The 18109-nt window shown below is 72.4% G+C and carries 18 protein-coding genes and 1 tRNA gene; 5 read left to right on the forward strand and 14 right to left on the reverse strand.

What is annotated here, in order from left to right:
• Window positions 1-9 precede the first annotated feature (9 nt).
• The 3 genes from QQX13_RS06655 to QQX13_RS06665 all read right to left on the reverse strand — a co-directional run bounded on the left by QQX13_RS06655 (window position 10) and on the right by QQX13_RS06665 (window position 2738).
• The gene (locus tag QQX13_RS06655; RefSeq protein WP_301118812.1) at window positions 10-990 is read right to left on the reverse strand and encodes a ribose-phosphate diphosphokinase; all 981 of its coding nucleotides are present in this window, start codon (window positions 988-990) and stop codon (window positions 10-12) included.
• A complete protein-coding gene (glmU, locus tag QQX13_RS06660; protein WP_301152898.1) occupies window positions 987-2561 on the reverse strand; it encodes a bifunctional UDP-N-acetylglucosamine diphosphorylase/glucosamine-1-phosphate N-acetyltransferase GlmU in 1575 nt (524 codons plus the stop codon). The genes QQX13_RS06655 and glmU overlap by 4 nt, the downstream gene beginning before the upstream one ends.
• A 105-nt stretch (window positions 2562-2666) precedes the next feature.
• Window positions 2667-2738 (reverse strand) — tRNA-Gln (locus QQX13_RS06665).
• A gap of 96 nt (window positions 2739-2834) precedes the next feature.
• On the opposite strand from QQX13_RS06665, the gene QQX13_RS06670 reads away from it, so the two are divergent.
• Together QQX13_RS06670 and mscL are read left to right on the forward strand one after the other, a co-directional pair.
• Entirely contained in the window at window positions 2835-3431 is a 597-nt protein-coding gene (locus tag QQX13_RS06670; RefSeq protein WP_301118930.1) for a TetR/AcrR family transcriptional regulator, read from the forward strand.
• A gap of 132 nt (window positions 3432-3563) precedes the next feature.
• The gene (mscL, locus tag QQX13_RS06675) at window positions 3564-3962 is read left to right on the forward strand and encodes a large conductance mechanosensitive channel protein MscL (protein ID WP_436968567.1); all 399 of its coding nucleotides are present in this window, start codon (window positions 3564-3566) and stop codon (window positions 3960-3962) included.
• A gap of 42 nt (window positions 3963-4004) precedes the next feature.
• Here mscL and QQX13_RS06680 read toward each other — a convergent pair whose 3' ends face one another.
• The 7 genes from QQX13_RS06680 to rsmI form a co-directional block, all read right to left on the reverse strand.
• Entirely contained in the window at window positions 4005-4937 is a 933-nt protein-coding gene (locus tag QQX13_RS06680; protein WP_301118809.1) for a 4-(cytidine 5'-diphospho)-2-C-methyl-D-erythritol kinase, read from the reverse strand.
• Window positions 4938-4963: 26 nt separating this feature from the next.
• Window positions 4964-5815 (reverse strand): 16S rRNA (adenine(1518)-N(6)/adenine(1519)-N(6))-dimethyltransferase RsmA, encoded by an 852-nt coding sequence (gene rsmA, locus QQX13_RS06685; protein ID WP_301118808.1) that lies wholly within the window; start codon window positions 5813-5815, stop codon window positions 4964-4966.
• A gap of 4 nt (window positions 5816-5819) precedes the next feature.
• Complete coding sequence (locus QQX13_RS06690; protein WP_301118807.1) at window positions 5820-6626, reverse strand: G5 domain-containing protein; 807 nt, start codon at window positions 6624-6626, stop codon at window positions 5820-5822.
• Between the two features lie 132 nt (window positions 6627-6758).
• Window positions 6759-7607, reverse strand: a complete 849-nt coding sequence (locus QQX13_RS06695) for a TatD family hydrolase (RefSeq protein ID WP_301152899.1) — start codon at window positions 7605-7607, stop codon at window positions 6759-6761.
• A gap of 3 nt (window positions 7608-7610) precedes the next feature.
• Entirely contained in the window at window positions 7611-9401 is a 1791-nt protein-coding gene (gene metG / locus QQX13_RS06700; protein WP_301152901.1) for a methionine--tRNA ligase, read from the reverse strand.
• Between the two features lie 49 nt (window positions 9402-9450).
• Window positions 9451-10308, reverse strand: a complete 858-nt coding sequence (locus tag QQX13_RS06705; RefSeq protein ID WP_301152902.1) for a M15 family metallopeptidase — start codon at window positions 10306-10308, stop codon at window positions 9451-9453.
• Window positions 10305-11144: a 16S rRNA (cytidine(1402)-2'-O)-methyltransferase gene (gene rsmI / locus QQX13_RS06710; RefSeq protein ID WP_301152903.1), complete on the reverse strand. Its 840-nt coding sequence runs from the start codon at window positions 11142-11144 to the stop codon at window positions 10305-10307. Before rsmI ends, QQX13_RS06705 begins: the two co-directional genes overlap by 4 nt.
• Before the next feature lie 65 nt (window positions 11145-11209).
• Here rsmI and QQX13_RS06715 point away from each other — a divergent pair, with 65 nt between their 5' ends.
• On the forward strand, window positions 11210-12727 hold the full coding sequence (locus QQX13_RS06715) for a dolichyl-phosphate-mannose--protein mannosyltransferase (RefSeq protein WP_301152904.1): 1518 nt from the start codon (window positions 11210-11212) through the stop codon (window positions 12725-12727).
• Between the two features lie 19 nt (window positions 12728-12746).
• Here QQX13_RS06715 and QQX13_RS06720 read toward each other — a convergent pair whose 3' ends face one another.
• Window positions 12747-13184 (reverse strand): Lrp/AsnC family transcriptional regulator, encoded by a 438-nt coding sequence (locus tag QQX13_RS06720; protein ID WP_301118801.1) that lies wholly within the window; start codon window positions 13182-13184, stop codon window positions 12747-12749.
• A gap of 247 nt (window positions 13185-13431) precedes the next feature.
• Here QQX13_RS06720 and QQX13_RS06725 point away from each other — a divergent pair, with 247 nt between their 5' ends.
• Complete coding sequence (locus QQX13_RS06725) at window positions 13432-14040, forward strand: HdeD family acid-resistance protein (protein WP_301118800.1); 609 nt, start codon at window positions 13432-13434, stop codon at window positions 14038-14040.
• Window positions 14041-14051: 11 nt separating this feature from the next.
• Entirely contained in the window at window positions 14052-15242 is a 1191-nt protein-coding gene (locus tag QQX13_RS06730; RefSeq protein WP_301118799.1) for an AI-2E family transporter, read from the forward strand.
• A gap of 117 nt (window positions 15243-15359) precedes the next feature.
• On the opposite strand, the gene QQX13_RS06735 is transcribed toward QQX13_RS06730, so the two are convergent.
• The 3 genes from QQX13_RS06735 to QQX13_RS06745 all read right to left on the reverse strand — a co-directional run bounded on the left by QQX13_RS06735 (window position 15360) and on the right by QQX13_RS06745 (window position 18090).
• The gene (locus QQX13_RS06735) at window positions 15360-16148 is read right to left on the reverse strand and encodes a transglutaminase-like domain-containing protein (RefSeq protein WP_301152905.1); all 789 of its coding nucleotides are present in this window, start codon (window positions 16146-16148) and stop codon (window positions 15360-15362) included.
• 90 nt (window positions 16149-16238) lie between these two features.
• Window positions 16239-17174: an FKBP-type peptidyl-prolyl cis-trans isomerase gene (locus QQX13_RS06740; RefSeq protein WP_301152906.1), complete on the reverse strand. Its 936-nt coding sequence runs from the start codon at window positions 17172-17174 to the stop codon at window positions 16239-16241.
• Window positions 17175-17355: 181 nt separating this feature from the next.
• Window positions 17356-18090: an SDR family NAD(P)-dependent oxidoreductase gene (locus QQX13_RS06745; protein WP_301152907.1), complete on the reverse strand. Its 735-nt coding sequence runs from the start codon at window positions 18088-18090 to the stop codon at window positions 17356-17358.
• Window positions 18091-18109 lie beyond the last annotated feature (19 nt).

An 18109-nucleotide genomic window follows, 5' to 3' on the forward strand; every position in this document is an offset into this window, starting at 1 on the left:
GCGGAGGGCTCAGACGTTGCCGTCGAACAGCGACGTGACCGAGCCGTCGTCGAAGACCTCGCGGACCGCGCGGGCGATCAGCGGCGCGATCGAGAGCACGGTGAGCTTGGGGAACTGCTTGTCGTCCGAGATCGGCAGCGTGTCGGTGATGACCACCTCGGACACGCCCGAGCTCTGCAGCCGCTCGACTGCGGGGCCGGACAGGAGGCCGTGGGTCGAGGCCACGATCACGTCCTTGGCGCCGTTCTCGAACAGCGCCTCGGCGGCCTGGACGATCGTGCCGCCGGTGTCGATCATGTCGTCGACCAGCACACACGTGCGGCCCTCGACCTCACCGACCAGCTCGTGGACCTTGACCTGGTTCGGGACCGACGGGTCGCGGCGCTTGTGGATGATGGCGAGCGGCGCGCCCAGGTGGTCCGACCACTGGTCCGCGAGGCGCACGCGGCCCGCGTCGGGCGAGACGATGGTGAGGTTGCCGGGCGAGACGCGGCTCTTCACGTAGTCCGCGAGCATCGGCATGGCCCACAGGTGGTCCACCGGCCCGTCGAAGAAGCCCTGGATCTGCGCGGTGTGCAGGTCGACGGACATGACGCGGTCGGCGCCGGCGGTCTTGAACAGGTCCGCCATGAGGCGGGCCGAGATCGGCTCGCGGCCCTTGTGCTTCTTGTCCTGCCGCGCGTATCCGTAGGACGGGATGATCACCGTGATGCGCTTCGCGGAGGCCCGCTTCATGGCGTCGACCATGATGAGGTGCTCCATGATCGCCTCGTTGATGGGCGCCGCGTGCGACTGCAGGACGAAGGCGTCCGCGCCGCGCACCGACTCGCCGAAGCGCACGTACAGCTCGCCGTTCGCGAACGTGTACGCGGTGGTGGGCAGCAGGTCGATCCCGAGGCTCTCCGCGACCTTCTCGGCGAGCTCCGGGTGAGCCCGGCCGCCCGCGAGGACCAGCCTGCGCTCGCCCGGGTTCGAGATGAACGCGTTCATGCTTCTCCCTTGTCCTGTGCGGTGATCTGCGCGTCCGCGGCGGCGCGCTCCTCCTGTGCCCCCGACGATAGTGCGCCGAGGGTGGCTCCGTCCTGCGCTGCCCGTGCGGCTGCGGCAGAGGGCGTGCCGGGGCGGCGGCGCTCGACCCAGCCCTCGACCACCTGCTGCGGCACCGAGTTGAGGGCGAGCGCGCCTGCGGGCACGTCGTGTCGGATGATCGCGCCCGCGCCGGTGTAGGCGCCGTCGCCGATGTGGACGGGGGCGATGAGCGTGTTGTCGGAGCCGATGCGCACGTGGTCGCCCACGTCGGAGCGCGACTTGGAGACGCCGTCGTAGTTGACGAAGATGGTGCCGGCGCCGACGTTCGAGTGCTCGCCGACGGTCGCGTCGCCCACGTAGGACAGGTGCGGGACCTTCGAGTGCGCGCCGATGGTGGCGTTCTTGGTCTCGACGTAGGCGCCGATCTTGCCCTTCTCCCCCAGCACGGTGCCGGGCCGGAGGAACGTGAACGGGCCGACGGTCGCGCCGGCGCCGATGCGGGAATCGGCGCCGTGGGTCCGGGTGACGGTCGCGCCCTCGCCGACCTCGACGTCGGTGAGGGTCGTGTCGGGTCCGACGGTCGCGCCGGCGCCGATGCGGGTGACGCCCTGGAGCTGGGTGCCGGGCAGGACGGTGGCGTCCTGGCTGAGCGACGCGTCCGCGTCGATCCACGTGGTCGCGGGGTCGACCACGGTCACCCCGGCGCGCATCCATCCCTCGACGATGCGCCGGTTGAGGCTCGCGCCCGCCGCGGCGAGCTGGACGCGGTCGTTGACACCCTCGACGGCGGCCGCGTCGGGGGCGACCATGGCACCGACCCGACCGCCGGCCTCGCGGGCGAGGGCAAGCACGTCGGTCAGGTAGAGCTCGCCCTGCGCGTTGTCGGCGGTGAGGCGGGCGAGCGCGTCGCGGAGGTGCGCGGCGTCGAAGACGTAGATGCCGGCGTTGATCTCGCGGATCGCGCGCTCCGCGTCGGTGGCGTCCTTGTGCTCGACGATCCGGAGCACCGCGCCGGAGGAGTCGCGGACGATCCGGCCGTAGCCCCCCGCGTCGGGCACCTCGGCGGTGAGGACCGTGACGGCGTTCCCGCCGTCGTGGTGCGCCTCGACAAGCGCGCCGAGCAGCGCGCCGTCCACGAGCGGCACGTCGCCGCTGGTGACCACGACCGGGCCGCTGACCTCGGTGTCGAGGTGGTGCTCCCCCGCACCGTCCGCGGCGACCGCGGCCGCGACGGCCGTCGCGTCGAGCACCGACAGGCCGCAGCGCACCGCGCTGCCGGTGCCCGGCACCTCGTCCTGATCCGCGATCAGGGCTCCCGGCGCGACCGCGCCGATGTGCGCCACCACCGCGTCGCGCTCGTGCCGCACCACGACGGCGATGCGACCCGGATCCAGCTCGGCCGCCGCGACGAGCGCGTGATGGAGCAGGGTGCGACCGGCGATGCGGTGAAGGACCTTGGGGGTGGTGGAACGCATGCGGGTCCCGGCACCTGCGGCCAGGATCATCACGGCTGCGGGTGGAGTCGGGCTCACCTGATCCCCTCACGAAGCGGCCCCGGTGGGGGCACGTGGCTGGTTTCGCCCCAGTCTAACGAAGCGCGGACGTCCCGCCGCGCGCGGAACGTCCCGGCGACGCGGCTCCGCCCAGAGGATTCGAACCTCTACCGCAGGGCTCCAAAGGCCCGCATGCTGCCATTACACCAGGGCGGAACGGGACCGCACGGCCCCGCGCGGCGTCCAGTCTGCCAGGATTCACGGCACACTGGTCCCGTGACCGCTGAGCCTCGCCGTGCGCCGCGCGCCCGGATGACCGCCAAGGAGCGCCGTGAGCAGCTCCTCACCGTCGGCCGCGCGCTGTTCGCGGAGAAGGGCTTCGAGGGCACCTCGGTCGAGGAGATCGCGACGCGGGCGGACGTGTCCAAGCCGGTGGTGTACGAGCACTTCGGCGGCAAGGAGGGCATGTACGCGGTGATCGTCGACCGCGAGGTGCAGGCCCTGCTCGGCGCGCTCACCGACGCGCTGTCCGTCCGCGCGCACCCGCGTCAGCTGGTGGAGCGCGCGGCGCTCGCGCTGCTCGGGTACATCGAGGACTCCCCCGACGGCTTCCGGATCCTGTCGCGCGACTCGCCGGTCGCGCAGACGGCCGGCACGTTCAGCAACCTGCTCGGCGACGTCTCGCAGCAGGTCGAGGGCCTCCTGGGTGCGCAGTTCCGCAAGCGCGGCCTCGACCCGTCGGTGGCACCGTTCTACTCGCAGATGCTCGTCGGCATGGTCGCGCTGGCAGGTCAGCACTGGGCGGAGGTTCGCGAGCCGTCGAAGCAGGTGGTGGCCGCGCACATGGTGAACCTCGCGTGGAACGGCCTGTCGACGCTCGAGCGCGACCCCGGCCTGCCCGGCGACTGAGGCACCGTCGCTGCGACGCCGCGTCGGGACTAGGAACCGGCGGGACGACGTTGTAGGTTTCCACCGGGCGCCGCGCGGGCGCCCTCGGACCCAGGGGGGACAGTCGTGATCAAGGGCTTCAAAGAGTTCATCATGCGAGGCAACGTCGTCGATCTCGCGGTCGCCGTCGTCATCGGCGCCGCATTCGGCGCGGTGGTCACGTCGCTGGTCGACAACATCATCAACCCGCTGATCGCCGCGATCTTCGGCAAGCCCGACCTGTCGGGGATCCTGCTGTGGACCTTGAACGACGGCGGCACGCCCGGCGACCCGGCCGACGACGCGGTGCTCGCGATCGGCACGTTCCTCACGGCGATCCTCAACTTCCTCATCATCGCCGCCGCGATCTACTTCGCGATCGTGCTGCCGCTGAACAAGCTCGCCGAGCGGAAGGCGAAGGACGAGCCCGCGCCGGACGAGGCCGTGTCCCCGACCGAGATCGAGATCCTCACCGAGATCCGCGACGCCATCAAGGCGCAGTCCGACCGGTAGCGGCGGCCACGGCCCGGCGAACGGGACGATGCGGGGCCCGGGTCAGTCCTGGACCAGGACCGTGCCGGCGGTGGGGCCGGTCGCCGTCAGCACGGCATCCGCGACGCGCGCCGCCTTGAGGTGGGCCGCGATCGCGAGCGCGTGCTGGCGCGAGCGTGCGAGCGCGACCACGGTAGGCCCGGATCCGGAGACCATCGCGGCGCAGGCCTCGGCCTCCTCGGCCACGTCGAGCACCTTCTCGAGCCGCGGCATGAGGGAGAGCGCCGGGCCCTCGAGGTCGTTGATGACGGCGCGTCCGAGCGCGACCGGGTCACCGGCCATCAGCGCGGTCATGACGGGGGCCTCCACGGCCAGGTCGTTCTGCACCTGCTCGCGTGCGGCGATGCGGCGGTCGTACTCCGCGTAGACGCGGGGCGTCGACAGCCCTTCCGCCTGGGTCGCGACCACCCAGTGGAACTGCCCGTGGCTCATCACCGGCGTCAGCTGGTCCCCGCGCCCGACACCCATGGCCGTGTGGCCGTGGAGGCTGAACGGCACGTCGGACCCCAGCCTCGCCGCTAGCCGCGCCAGCTCGCCGCGGGTCGCGCCCACGTCCCAGGCCTCGGCGCACGCGACCAGCGCCGCTGCGGCGTCGGCCGAGCCGCCTGCCATCCCGCCCGCGACCGGCACGCCCTTGACGATCCGGAGGTCGACCCCGTCCGCGATCCCGTACGACGACGCGACCAGCTCGGCCGCGCGCCACGCGAGGTTCGACTCGTCCACGGGCACCCCGGACGCGTCGACGGGCGAGCCCGCGGCGGCGTCGACGGTCAGCGTGATGCGACCGTCGGTGCGCGCCGTGGCCTCGACGGTCTCGAACAGGTCGACGGCCTGGAACACCGTCACCAGCGGGTGGAAGCCGTCCTCGGCGACCGGGCCCACGGTGAGCTGCAGGTTCACCTTGGCGGGCGCCTTCGCTCGGACGGTCCGGGTCATGGCCCTAGCCTGCCAGACAGTCCCGGTCAGGTGCGGGCGGCGGCGAGCGCCTCGGCGATGCGCACGAAGTCGTCGATGCCCAGCTGCTCGCCGCGGGTGAGCGGATCGATGCCGGCCGCCCGCAGGGCGTCCTCGGAGGCCGCCGGGGAGCCGGCGAGCGTCGCCAACGCGCCCCGCAGCGCCTTCCGCCGCTGCGCGAACGCGTGGTCGATCACCGCGAAGACGTCCTCGCGCGCGACGGCGGTCTCCGGAACGGCGCGCCGGTCCATGAGCACCAGCGCGCTGTCGACGCGCGGGACGGGCCAGAAGACCGCGCGCTTCACGTCGCCCGCGCGACGCGTCGCGCAGTACCACGCGGCCTTCGCCGACGGCACGCCGTACGTGCGGGAGCCCGGCGGCGCCGCGAGCCTGTCGGCGACCTCGGCCTGGACCATCACGAGCACCCGCTCGAGGGTGGGGAAGGTCTCGAGGAAGTGGAGGATCACCGGCACCGACACGTTGTAGGGCAGGTTCGCGACCAGCGCACGGGGCGGCGACGGAAGGGTCTCGACGCGCAGGGCGTCGGCATGGACCACGTCGAAGCGGTCGACGGCCTCGGGCGCGCGCTCGGCGACGGTCGCGGGCAGCGCGCCGGCCAGCACCGGGTCGATCTCGACGGCGGTGACCTCCGCGCCGGTGGCGAGCAGCGCGAGGGTGAGCGACCCGAGCCCGGGACCCACCTCGACCACGCGGTCGCCCTCGCCCACCTCGGACAGGCGCGCGATGCGCTGCACCGTGCCGGCGTCGACCACGAAGTTCTGGCCCCACTTCTTGTGGGGCGCCGTGTTCAGCGACTCGGCGAGTCCGCGGATGTCGGATGGGCCCAGCAGCCGAGCCACCGGTTCAGTACCAGCCCTTGGTCTGCGAGTGGTTCCACGCCCCGCAGGGCGTGCCGTAGCGGCCGGCGATGTAGCCCAGGCCCCACCGGATCTGGGTGGCCGGGTTCGTCGCCCAGTCGGCGCCCGCGGTGGACATCTTCGAGCCCGGCAGCGCCTGCGGGATGCCGTACGCGCTCGAGTACGGGTTGTCCGCGTACTGGTTCCAGCCGGACTCCTTGGTGAACAGCGCCTCGAGGCAGTACCACTGGTCGCCCGTCCAGCCGTACATGTCGGCCGCCATCTGCTGGCCGAGCGCACGGTTGCCGGTCGGGTTCGCCGCGGCGGTGCTGCGCGGCACCGACGGCGCCTCCTTGGTGCCCACCGCGATGACCTCGTCCTGAGCCTCGCTCACCGTGACCGTCATCGACTGCACGCGGGAGACCTCGACGCCGCCGACGGTGGTGACGTCGTAGGTGGTGATCGTCTGGCCGGCGACACCCTCGGTGACGACCTTCTCGGTGCCCTTCGCGAGGTTCGGGTCCTCGGACTTCACCGTCTTCGGCTCGACGGTGCTCTCCTCGGTCTCCGTGGTGACCACGGCGCCGGCCTCGGCGTCGGACTGGATCTCCGGCAGGCTCGCGACGTCGGCCGACACGGTCAGCGGCGCGTCGGCGGTGAGGGCGGGAACGGCGGCCGCGGCGATCGAGCCGACGGCGAACGATGCGGTGGCGAGCCCGATGCCGACCTGCGTCAGCACACGGTTCCGCGTGCCGCGCCGGGCGCGGCGCTCACGGCGGCCTCCCGGCATCGGGGTGGTGCGGCGGTAGCTCACTGAGGTCCTCTCGGTTCGCGCCTCCGAGGGGGTGGAGGCGTGATGTCTGACGACTTTTATCTCATATTGATAACGGTCTGCGCCAACCGCACTTGAGCCCTTGGTCCTGTGAGATCGCCCACATGAGGCGGTCTACCAGGGACCGTACAGGTTCTCCGACGTCTCCGAGATCGTGGTGCAGACGGCCTCCGGATCGGCCTGAAGCACCTCCGCGACCGTCCTGAGGGTGAGCGGCACCAGGTACGGGGCGTTGGGCGCGCCCCGGTGCGGGTGGGGCGTGAGGTAGGGCGCGTCGGTCTCGACCAGGACGCGCCCGAGAGGCGTGACGGCGAGGGCGGCGCGCAGGCCCGCGGCGTTCTTGAACGTCACCGTCCCGGCGAAGCTCAGGAAGTACCCGCGGTCGACGCACAGGCGCGCCATGCCGGCGTCGCCGGAGAAGCAATGGAAGACCGTGCGCTCCGGCGCCCCGTCGCGCTCGAGCACCTCGAGCACCTCGGCGTGCGCGTCGCGGTCGTGGATCTGCAGCGGGAGGCCGAGCTCCTTCGCCAGCGCGATGTGGTCGCGGAAGGAGCGGATCTGCGCGTCGCGTCCGTCCTCCGAGGTCCGGAAGAAGTCGAGCCCGGTCTCGCCGATCACCCGGATCCGCGGATGCCGCGCGAGCGACGCGATCTCGGCGAGCGCATCCTCGTAGCCGACGCCCGACTCGTGGGTCCCGTCCGCGTGCAGCGGGGCCTCGTTGGGGTGCAGCGCGATACCGCCCACCATGGCGGGGTACCGGTCCAGGGCGTCGACCGTCCACCGCGCGGTCTCCAGCTCGCAGCCGATCTGGACCACCCGGTCGACGCCGACCGCGGCGGCGTCGGCCAGGCGCTGGTCGACGCTGCGGCGGTCGTCGCCGGCGTGGTAGTCGAGGTGCGTGTGGTTGTCGACCACCGGCGCGGGCAGCGGCGCGGGCGCCGGCGGCCAGGCTCCGTCGCGCATCGGCTACTCGTCCGCCATCCGTTCGAGCTCGGCGGCGACGATCTCGTCGTCGAGCTTGGTGAACAAGGGCGACGGGGCGGGCACCGGCGTACCGGCGACCAGCGGGCGCCGGGCCCAGGTGCCCTTCACCGCGGTGTAGTCGCCGGTGATGATCGGGTACTTGCGGCCCTCGAGGTCGAGGTCCGCGACGTCGGTCATCTCGGGCATGGGGGCCAGGACGCCCTCGCCGCCGAGCGCCTCATGCACCCGCTGCGACGAATGCGGCAGGAAGGGCGCCATCAGGGTGTTCGCGTCCGAGACCAGCTGTGCGGCGACGCCGAGCACGGTCCGCATGCGCTCCGGGTCCTCGTTCTTCAGCTTCCAGGGAGCCGTGTCCGCCAGGTACTTGTTCGCCTCGCCGACCACGCGCATCGTCTCCGTGATCGCCGCCCGCTGGCGGTGCGAACGGACCAGATCGCCCACGGTGGCGAACGCCGCCTCGGAGGACGCGAGCGCGGCACGGTCGACGTCGGCGAGCTCCCCGAGCTCCGGGATCGATCCGACGTTCTTGTGCAGCAGGGACGCGGTGCGGTTGACCAGGTTGCCCCAGCCGGCCACCAGTTCGTCGTTGGTGCGGCGCTTGAACTCGGACCAGGTGAAGTCGGCGTCCGAGGTCTCGGGACCGGCGACCGCGATGAAGTAGCGCAGGGCGTCGGGCTGGTAGCGCGAGAGCATGTCGCGCACGTAGATGACGTGGCCGCGCGACGACGAGAACTTGGCAGACTCCATGGTGAGGAACTCGCTCGAGACCACCTCGGTCGGCAGCTGCAGGTCCCCGAACGGGCTCAGCTCGCCCCCACGCGCGCCGCGGCCGTTGGCGGCGATGAGCTCACCCGGCCAGATCTGCGAGTGGAAGGTGATGTTGTCCTTGCCCATGAAGTAGTAGGACAGGGCGGCCGGGTCGTTCCACCACTGGCGCCACGCGTCCGCGTCGCCGGTGCGGCGCGCCCACTCGATGGACGCGCTGAGGTAGCCGATGACGGCGTCGAACCACACGTACAGTCGCTTCGACGGGTTCTCCTCCCAGCCCGCCAGCGGCACGGGGATGCCCCAGTCGATGTCGCGGGTCATCGCGCGCGGGCGCACGTCGACCAGCAGGTTCTTCGAGAAGTTGAGGACGTTGGGGCGCCAGCCGTGTCGCGACCCGAGCCAGTCGGTGAGCGGCTGCACCAGGGCCGGCAGGTCGAGGAAGAAGTGCTCGGTCTCGACGAATCTCGGCGTCTCGCCGTTGATGCGGCTCACCGGGTTCTTGAGGTCGATCGCGTCGAGCTGGTTGCCGCAGTTGTCGCACTGGTCCCCGCGCGCGCCGTCGTAGCCGCAGATCGGGCAGGTGCCCTCGATGTAGCGGTCGGGCAGGGTGCGACCGGTCGAGGGCGAGATCGCGCCGCGCGTGGTCTGCTCGATCATGTAGCCGTTCCTGTGCACGGCCTTGAACAGCGTCTGCGCCACCTGGTAGTGGTTGCCGGTCGTGGTCCGGGTGAAGAGGTCGTAGCTGAGGCCCAGCTGGGTGAGGTCCTCGACGATCACGCGGTTGTAGCGGTCCGCGAGCTCCTGCGGGGTGACGCCCTCCTGGTCGGCCTGCACCAGGATCGGCGTGCCGTGCTCGTCGGTGCCGGAGACCATCAGGACGTCGTGGCCGGCCATGCGCATGTAGCGGGAGAAGACGTCCGAGGGGACGCCGAAGCCGGCGACGTGACCGATGTGGCGGGGACCGTTGGCGTAGGGCCAGGCGACCGCGGACAGGATGCGAGACATGCGGACCATCCTAGTGACGCCGGAGGGGGCCCACGGGGCGGGCAGCCGCTCAGGAGTAGTCGGGAGCGGCCGGCAGGCCGAACAGCTCCTCGAGGGTGGTGACGTCCGACTCGTGGAGCACGGTCGCGAGCTCCACGCCCACGTAGCGCAGGTGCCAGGGCTCGTAGATGTAGCCCGTCACCTCCTGCTTGCCCTCGGGATAGCGGATCACGAAGCCGTGCTCCCACGCGTGCTCGGCGACGTAGCGACCGGCGGCGGTGGTGCCGAAGCACGCCTTGAGGTCGCACACGCCGTTGTGGATGTCGGCCGCGAGTCCCGTCTGGTGCTCGGAGAAGCCGGGGCGGGCCGAGTACCGGTCCGCGCTCGCCTGACCCGAGCGGTTCACGTATCCGTAGTAGAGGGAGGACTGGGTCGCGTGGTCGCGGTAGGCGGTCGACACGGTGAACGGGGCCCCCGCCGCCACCGCCGCCTCGTGCAGCGCCGACATCGCCGCCGCGGCCTCCGCGCGCATCGTCGCCGCCGAGCTCATCCCCGCGATCCGGGTGAGGTCCTCCGGCGCGTACTCGGCCGGGTCGATCGGGTTGAGCTTGTTGACGATCACCCACGGCGAGTCCGGGTCGGTCAGCGAGTACGCGGTCATGTCGAACGTGGGTGAGGGCGAGGGCGAGGGCGTCGGGCTGGCGGACGGCGACGATGCGGGGGTCGCGCTCGGCGTGGGGGTGGACGACGCCTCGGGCGTCTCCGTCGGCGTGGGCGACGGGGCCGGCGTCACGGCCGCCTCCGCCTCCGCTCGCGGCCAGACGAGGGCGCCCGTGCCGTAGCCCAGCCCCAGTCCGACGATCGCGACGAGCACGGCGAGCACCACGCGGCGCCGACGCCGGTAGACCGGCGCGTGGGAGACCCTCACCCGCCGCTCCGCGCGGCGAGCACCGCCGCGTACAGCTCGCGGCTCGGCACCCCCGCCGCCGCCGCGACATCGGCGACCGCCGCCTTCGCCCGCTCACCCGCCTCGACCCGCGCGAGCACCTCGGCGACCAGCGCCTGCGTCCCGAGCCGCTCGGCCGGCCGGCCGGCCACCGTGACCACGATCTCCCCGCGAGGCTCCCCTCCCGTGGCCCAGGCGTGCAGCTCCGCGAGGGTGCCCCGGCGCGTCTCCTCGTACGTCTTGGTGAGCTCGCGCGACACGGCCGCAGGCCGGTCCGCGCCGAACGCGCCCGCCATCGCCTCCAGCGTCGCCGCGAGGCGGTGGGGCGCCTCGAAGAACAGCATCGTCCGCTCCTCGAGCGCGAGCGACGCGAGCCGGCCGGCCCTCTCACCCGCCTTGCGCGGGAGGAACCCCTCGAAGCAGAACCGGTCGGTCGGCAGCCCCGACAGCGCGAGCGCGGTGAGGGCCGCGGATGGCCCCGGCAGCACCGTGACGTCGACGCCGGCGCGGGCAGCCGCCTCGACCACGCGGAAGCCCGGGTCCGAGACGGCGGGCATGCCGGCGTCGGACACGACGAGCACGGTGTCGCCCGCCGCCGCCCTCTCCACGAGCCCCGCGGCCGAGGCGGCCTCGTTGTGGTCGTGGTGGGCCACCACCTCGCCGACGGTCCGGATGCCGAGGCGCGCGGTCAGGTCACGAAGGCGACGGGTGTCCTCGGCCGCGATCACGTCCGCGGTGGCGAGCGCGTCCCTGAGGCGCTGCGACGAGTCGTCCACGTTGCCGATGGGGGTGGCGGCGAGCACGATCCGGCCGGTCATGCGCCCACTCTCCCACACGGGTTCGGCGCGGCCGGAGCCCCGCAGGCGCCCATTAGGCTTCGGCTGTGACTCTCGCGACCCTGTGGCGCTGGCGCGCCGCGCTGATGGCGACGGGCGTGGGCATGCTCGCCGCGCTCCTGCGGCTCGGCTCCCTGTCGCAGCCGCACGCGCTGGTGTTCGACGAGGTCTTCTACGCGCGCGGCGCGTACTCGCTCACGGTGCTCGGCTTCGAGGGCGACTGGACCGGCGACGACTCTGCCTTCGTCGACGGCGACTACTCGGGCCTCACCACCGAGGGTGACTTCGTGGTCCACCCCATGGTCGGCAAGCTGCTGATCGCGCTCGGCATCGAGCTGGTCGGCGTCACCCCGGTCGGCTGGCGCATCGTCGGCGCCGTGCTCGGCGTCGCGCTCGCGGTCATGGTCGCCCTGATCGCGCGCCGCCTGTTCCGCTCGACCGTGTGGGGCGCCGTCGCGGGCATCCTGATCGCCGTCGACGGCGAGGCGATCGTGCTCGCCCGCACCGCGCTGCTCGACGGCTTCCTCGCCTTCTTCGTGGTCGCCGGCTTCGGGCTGCTGGTGATCGACCGCGACCGGACGCGCGCCCTGCTCGAACGGGAGGCGGCGGCCGACCGCGCGGCGCTCGGCATGGGGCCCGAGGGCTTCCTGCCGGGAGGCGGGCCGCGGACGGGGATCCGCTGGTGGCGCCTCGCGGCGATCGTCGCGTTCGCGCTCGCCGCCTCCACCAAGTGGTCGGGGCTCTACTTCGCCGCGGCCTTCCTGGTGCTGTCCGTGGTCTGGGACGCGGTCGCTCGGCGCGAGCTCGGCTACGACCGGTGGCTCGCCGGCGCGTTCGTCCGCGCCGTGCCCGCAGCCGTCGCGACGGTCGTCACGACGCTGGTGGTCTACGTCGCCAGCTGGGCGAACTGGTTCCTCACGGACGGCTCGTACGCGCGCCGCTGGGCGGAGGAGCATCCGGGCGAGGGGGCGACCTGGCTGCCCGACGCGCTCAACTCGCTCCTGCACTACCACCAGCAGATGTGGACGTTCCACACCGGGCTCACCACCGAGCACAACTACATGTCGAACCCGTGGCTGTGGCTGATCCAATGGCGGCCCACGGCGTTCTACTTCGAGGACGTGCCCGACGCCGACTGCGGGGCGGAGCGGTGCGTGAGCGCGATCCATGCGCTGGGCAACCCGCTCATCTGGTGGCTCGCCACCGCCGCGCTGGTCTGGGCGCTGTGGCGCGTGCTCCGTCACCGCGACATGCTCGCGCTCACCGTGTCGATGGGAGTCCTGGCGGGCTGGGTCCCGTGGCTGCCCTACGCGTACCGCACCATCTTCACGTTCTACTCGGTCGCCTTCGCGCCGTTCATGGTGCTCACGCTCGTGTGGGCGCTGCGCAGGATCGCGCAGCCGGAGCGGCTCGCGGGCGGGTGGTCGCGCCGCGGCGTGCTGATCGTGGGCATCACGCTCGCGGCGATCCTGGTGGTCGCCGCGTTCTTCGTCCCGCTCTGGGTCGGGTCACCCGTGCCGTTCCGCTACTGGCAGCTGCACATGTGGCTGCCGACCTGGGTGTGAGACGCCGCGCGGACGCTGCTCAGGGCTCGCGGTGCTCGACCAGTCGGGTGAGCACGATCGCGCTGCGGGTCTTGTCGACCTGCGGCGCCAGCCGCACCTTCTCGAGAGCGATCTCCAGGTCCGGCATGGTCGCGGCGCGCAGGCGCACGATCGCGTCGGCCTGCCCGGTCACCGTGAACGCCTCGACCACGTTGGGGATGTCGGCCAGCAGCCGCCGGAGCTCCTCGGGCGCGACGGTGCCGCGGCAGAACAGCTCGACGTACGCCTCGGTCGCCGCGCCGTCGAGCTCCGGGTCGATGCGCACGCCGAACCCGCGGATCACGCGCTCGGCCACCATCCGGTCGACGCGACGCTTCACCGCCGAGGGCGACAGGCCGATCCGTTCCCCCATCTCCGCGTAGCTCGCGCGTCCGTCGATGCGGAGCTCGTCAAGAATCCGTCGGTCCAGGTCGTCCAACGACACATTCCACCCCCGTGCGTGCACGCAACCTGCGTGAACGAAGTTATTCTTGCATGTTTCGAGCGCCTCTTGGACACCTGTCGTCGCGAATCGCCTTCGACCGCGGCCACAGCAGCCGCATCGGAGGCGCGAGCGAGCCGCGGGGGGACACTCGGCGCGCACCCCGTGTCACCAGGCATGTCGCGCGGTAGTGTGCGGATCGGGGGCAACCCCGCATCGACATCCTCGACCAGGGAGCACCACCATGTCCACGCCCTCCGCAGGCTTCGACAGCCTCGGCATCGACCTCGACTCCGTCCCCGAGAAGCTCATCCGCGCCGTCCGGATCGGCCTGGGCCTCGCGAGCGCCGTGGCGCTCATCATCGGCGTCGCGCTGCTGGTCTGGCCCGGGCGCACGCTCATGGTCGGCGGTGCGCTGATCGGCATCAACCTGCTGATCACGGGCCTGGTCCGCACGGCGATCGGCGTCTTCGGCTCGGCCTACTCGGCCGGCATGAGGGTGCTGTCGATCGTGCTCGGCCTGCTGGTGATCCTCGGCGGCATCGTCCTGCTGCGCAACCTCGCGGCCGGCACCGCGATCCTGGTGCTGATCATGACGATCGTGGTCGGGATCGGATGGATCATCGACGGCGTGATGGCCCTCGTCGACTCCGACAAGGCGAGCTCCCGTGGGTGGGCCATCGCGCTGGGCATCATCTCGATCCTCGCCGGCATCGCCGTGGTCGCCGCACCGGCCTGGAGCGCGACCTTCTTCTTCACGTTCGTCGCGATCATCCTCATCGTGCTGGGCATCGTCGGGCTGGTGCGAGCCTTCCGCTTCGGTTCCGGCCGGTCCACGGTCATCGACGCATGAGCCTCGGTCCGATGTCGACGCCGCCCCCTCCCGCCAACCCGCCGAGCGACGTCCTCGCGGCCGCGCGCACCGATGCGGCGCGGCCCACGGGCCCCGAGCGGCCCGCCTGGGTCGACCGGTTCGTCTGGAGCGTGCTCGCCAAGGCTCTCGCCGCGGCCGCCTTCGCAGCCCTCGCGGTCTACTCCTTCAGCGCGCTGGGACACCTGCTCGGCGTCCTCGCGATCGCCCTGTTCTTCGCCCTGGCGATGATCCCGGGCGTCGAGGCGCTCGTGCGTCGCTTCCACATGCGGCGCGGCGCCGCCGTCGGCATCATCTACCTCGCGGCCCTGGTCGCGGTGGTGCTCATGATCGCGGTGCTGATCCCCGGCATCGTCCGCTTCGCGAACGCGGTCGCCGCCCAGGCGTCCGGCTGGTTCGACCATCTCGACTCGTGGGTCAACTCGACGTTCGGCACCTCCGCCTTCGACACCGGTGGCGCGGCCGATGGCACGAGCGCGGTGGCGCGCGTGCTGGGCGAGTGGGGGGACGACGTCCTCGGCTTCGTCACCTCGGGCGTCGGGATGGCGTTCGACCTGCTCACGATCGCGGCCTTCGCCTTCTACTTCGCCGCCGGCTTCCCCGGCCTCATGCGCGCCGTGATGCGCCGCATGCCTCCCGAGCGCCAGCGCGTCTTCAAGTGGATCGCGCTCACCTCGATCGAGCAGACGGGCGGGTACTTCTACTCGCGGCTGCTGATCATGGCGGTGAACGGCGGGCTCGCGTTCGTCGTGATGGCGGCCGTCGGGCTCGACCTGGTCTACGCCGCGCCGCTCGCCCTCTTCATGGGGTTCGTGTCGACCTTCATCCCGTTCATCGGCACCTACCTGGGCGCGATCGTGCCCATCCTCGTGGTGCTCGCGGTGGAGGGCCTCGCGCAGGCGATCATCCTGCTGGTGTGGGTGCTCGTCTACCAGCAGATCGAGAACTACGTGCTGAGCCCGCGGCTGTCCTCCAAGACCATGGAGCTCAACGGGGCCGTCGCGTTCGGCGGCGCGCTCGCCGGCGGCGCACTGGCCGGACCGATGGGCGCGTTCATGGCGCTGCCCGTCGCCGCCCTCATCACCGCGATCGTCAAGAACACGGGCCACACCTACGCGCTCATCGACGAGGAGACGGCGGAAGACGCGGAGCCGGCCGAGGCCGGCGAGACCACCGAGGAGTAGCCCCGCCGCGCCCCGGGCCGGACCTGAGCGTCACGAACGTCGAGCGCTCGCGCACCCATGTCCGGCCACGGTACGGGGGGCGGGCGCGGTCTCCGGGAGCCGGGGCCGGGGCCGGGGTCAGGACAGCTGAAGCGGGCCCTCGGCGGCGGGCGGCGCGCCGTCCACCTGGGCGTCGACCCGCATCGCGGTCAGCTCGACCGCGTCGCCGATCGTGGTGAGGAACGCGGTGTCGGCGGCGTCCCGGCCGGTCGCGATGCGCACCATGGTCTCGCGCGGCGCGAGCCCGGTCGCGTCCACCACCCACCAGCGCCCGTCGACCAGCGCCTCGACGACCGCGTGGAAGTCCATGGGCTCGAGACCGGGCGCGTAGACGGCGACCACCCGCGCGGGCACGTCGCTCGCGCGCAGCGCCGCGACCACCAGGTGCGCGAAGTCGCGGCACACCCCCTGGCGGGACAGGATCGTGGCGGTCGCGCCGTCGGTGGGCTGGCTCGAGCCCGGCGTGTACGCGACGTGGTCGTGCACCCAGGCGCGCACGGCCTCGACCAGCGCGTGCCCCTCGAGGCCCCCGAACTGGTCGGCCACGGTGGGCGCGATCACGTCGGACTCGGCGTACCGGCTCGGGCGCAGGTAGCGCACCGGGTCGGCTCCCGCGACGGCGGGCTCCTCCACCGCTCCGCGCACCGTGGCGCGGTACCGCACGGTCGCCGGTCCCTCCTCGAAGTCGACGGCGTGGAGGCGGGTGCCGTGGTCATCCTCGACCTCGGTCACGGCGAGGGCGCGGCCGCCCTGCTCGACGACGAGCTCCTCGTCGACGGCGGCGCCGCGTGCGACCGTGACGGCGAGGATGGCGCGGGCGGGGCCGGAGGCGTCGAGGTCGAGCTCGGCGAGGACGGTGCGGATCACAGGAGGAATGCTCTCATCCCGGCACCTGCCCGGGAGACGCCGACGGCGCCGACCCCGCGAGGAGATCGGCGCCGTCGGACGGTGCGAGCGCTAGGACGCCGCGAGGATGTCGACCACGAACACCAGGGTCGACCCGGCCGGGATCGAGCCGGAGTCCGTGTCGCCGTAGCCGAGGTCCGGCGGGATCACCAGCAGCACCTGGCTGCCGACGGTCTGGCCCGCGAGGCCCTGGGTCCAGCCCGCGATCACGCTGGCGAGGCTGAACGTCGACGGCGCGCCACGGTCCCATGACGAGTCGAACTGCTCGCCGTCCCACAGCCAGCCGGTGTAGTGGACGGTGACCTGCGACTCGGAGGACACGGTCGCGCCGTCGCCCTCGATGAGCGGCTGGACCACCAGCTCGGTCGGCATCTCGCCGGCGGAGGAGAAGTCGATCGACGGCATGCCGTCCTCGGCGAGGGTGACCGTCGGAAGCCCGTCCGCGGGCTCGACGGTGGTGCCGGTGGCCCGGTCGAGCGGCATGCTCGCGTCCGAGGCGGTGACCGCCATGATCACCGAGCTGCCGTCGGTGGACGTGGTGTCGGGGTACGCGTAGATGAGGGTGGTGCCCACGCCGTTGCCGACCAGGGCGTCGTACAGGTCCTGCAGGACCTGGCCCTCGGTCATCGACACGACCTCGGGGGTGCCCTCGTCGTAGGTCGAGTACATGACCTCCGCGTCGGCGCCTGAGTACACCACGTAGTCGAGCGACACGTTCATGCCGTCCTCGATCGCGTCGCCGTCGCCGTCCGCGATCGGACGCAGCGCGGACGCGCCCACCGACAGCGGCGCCTCGAACTCGAGCACCGGGACGCCGTCGGCGTCGGTCCAGGTGATGGACTCGAGCGCGGCGAGGTCGGCGGCCGAGGTGTCGACCGCGGCGCTGGCCGAGGGCGAGGGGCTCGCGTCCCCGGCGGAGGTGCAGGCCGTCAGGCCCATCAGCGCGACGGCGCCGATCACGGCGGCCGTGAGCACGTTCTTCTTCATGGATCTCCCTGGAGTGGTCCCGCGGTCGTCGCGGCAAGGCTCGGCCGCGGGGCTTGTCCCCCCACCAACCGACGGACGTCCGCGAAGGTTCCCGATCGGGACGCATTCCCAGCGAACTGTGAGCATTGCGCGCGGATGTGCCCCCAGGGTACCTCTCCGCCCACGGGCGCCGACGCGGCCGTCAGGGCTCCCGGTGCACCACCGAGGCGCCGGCCTGCGACCGCGGCATGATCATCATCGTGTCGATGTTCACGTGGGTAGGGAGGCTCGCGACCCACCGGATCGCCTCGGCGACGTCCTCGGCCGACAGCGGCGTGATGCCCTCGTAGACCTTGGCCGCGCGCTCGGCGTCGCCCGCGAAGCGCACCAGCGAGAACTCGGTCTCGACCATGCCCGGGTCGATCTCGCACACGCGCAGCGGCTGCTCGAGCAGCTCGAGGCGGAGCACGCGGGTGAGGGCCGCCTCGGCATGCTTGGCGGCGTTGTATCCGGCGCCGCCCTTGTAGGGCTCGCGGGCGGCGATCGAGCCGATGGTGACGACCAGCCCGTCACCCGACGCGACCAGCTTCGGCAGGAGCGCCTTGGTGACCCGCACCGTGCCGAGCACGTTGACGTCGTACATCCACCGCCACTCGTCGAGGTCGGCCTCGGCCAGCGGCGTGGTCCCGACGGCTCCGCCGGCGTTGTTCACCAGCAGGTCGCAGCGCTCGACCGCGGCGGCGAAGGCGTCCACCGACGCATCGTCCGTCACGTCGAGCGCGAGGGCGGTGCCGCCGATCTCCGCCGCGAGCGTCTCGAGGCGGTCGAGCCGCCGGGCGCCGACCACCACATGCCAGCCGTCGGCGGCGAGGGCGCGGGCTGCCGCGGCTCCGATCCCGCTGCTGGCTCCGGTGACGACGGCGACACGCTGGGTCATGGCTCCTCCGATGGGGAGG

Source organism: Demequina lignilytica, from assembly GCF_030418375.1.
Lineage (GTDB): Bacteria > Actinomycetota > Actinomycetes > Actinomycetales > Demequinaceae > Demequina > Demequina lignilytica.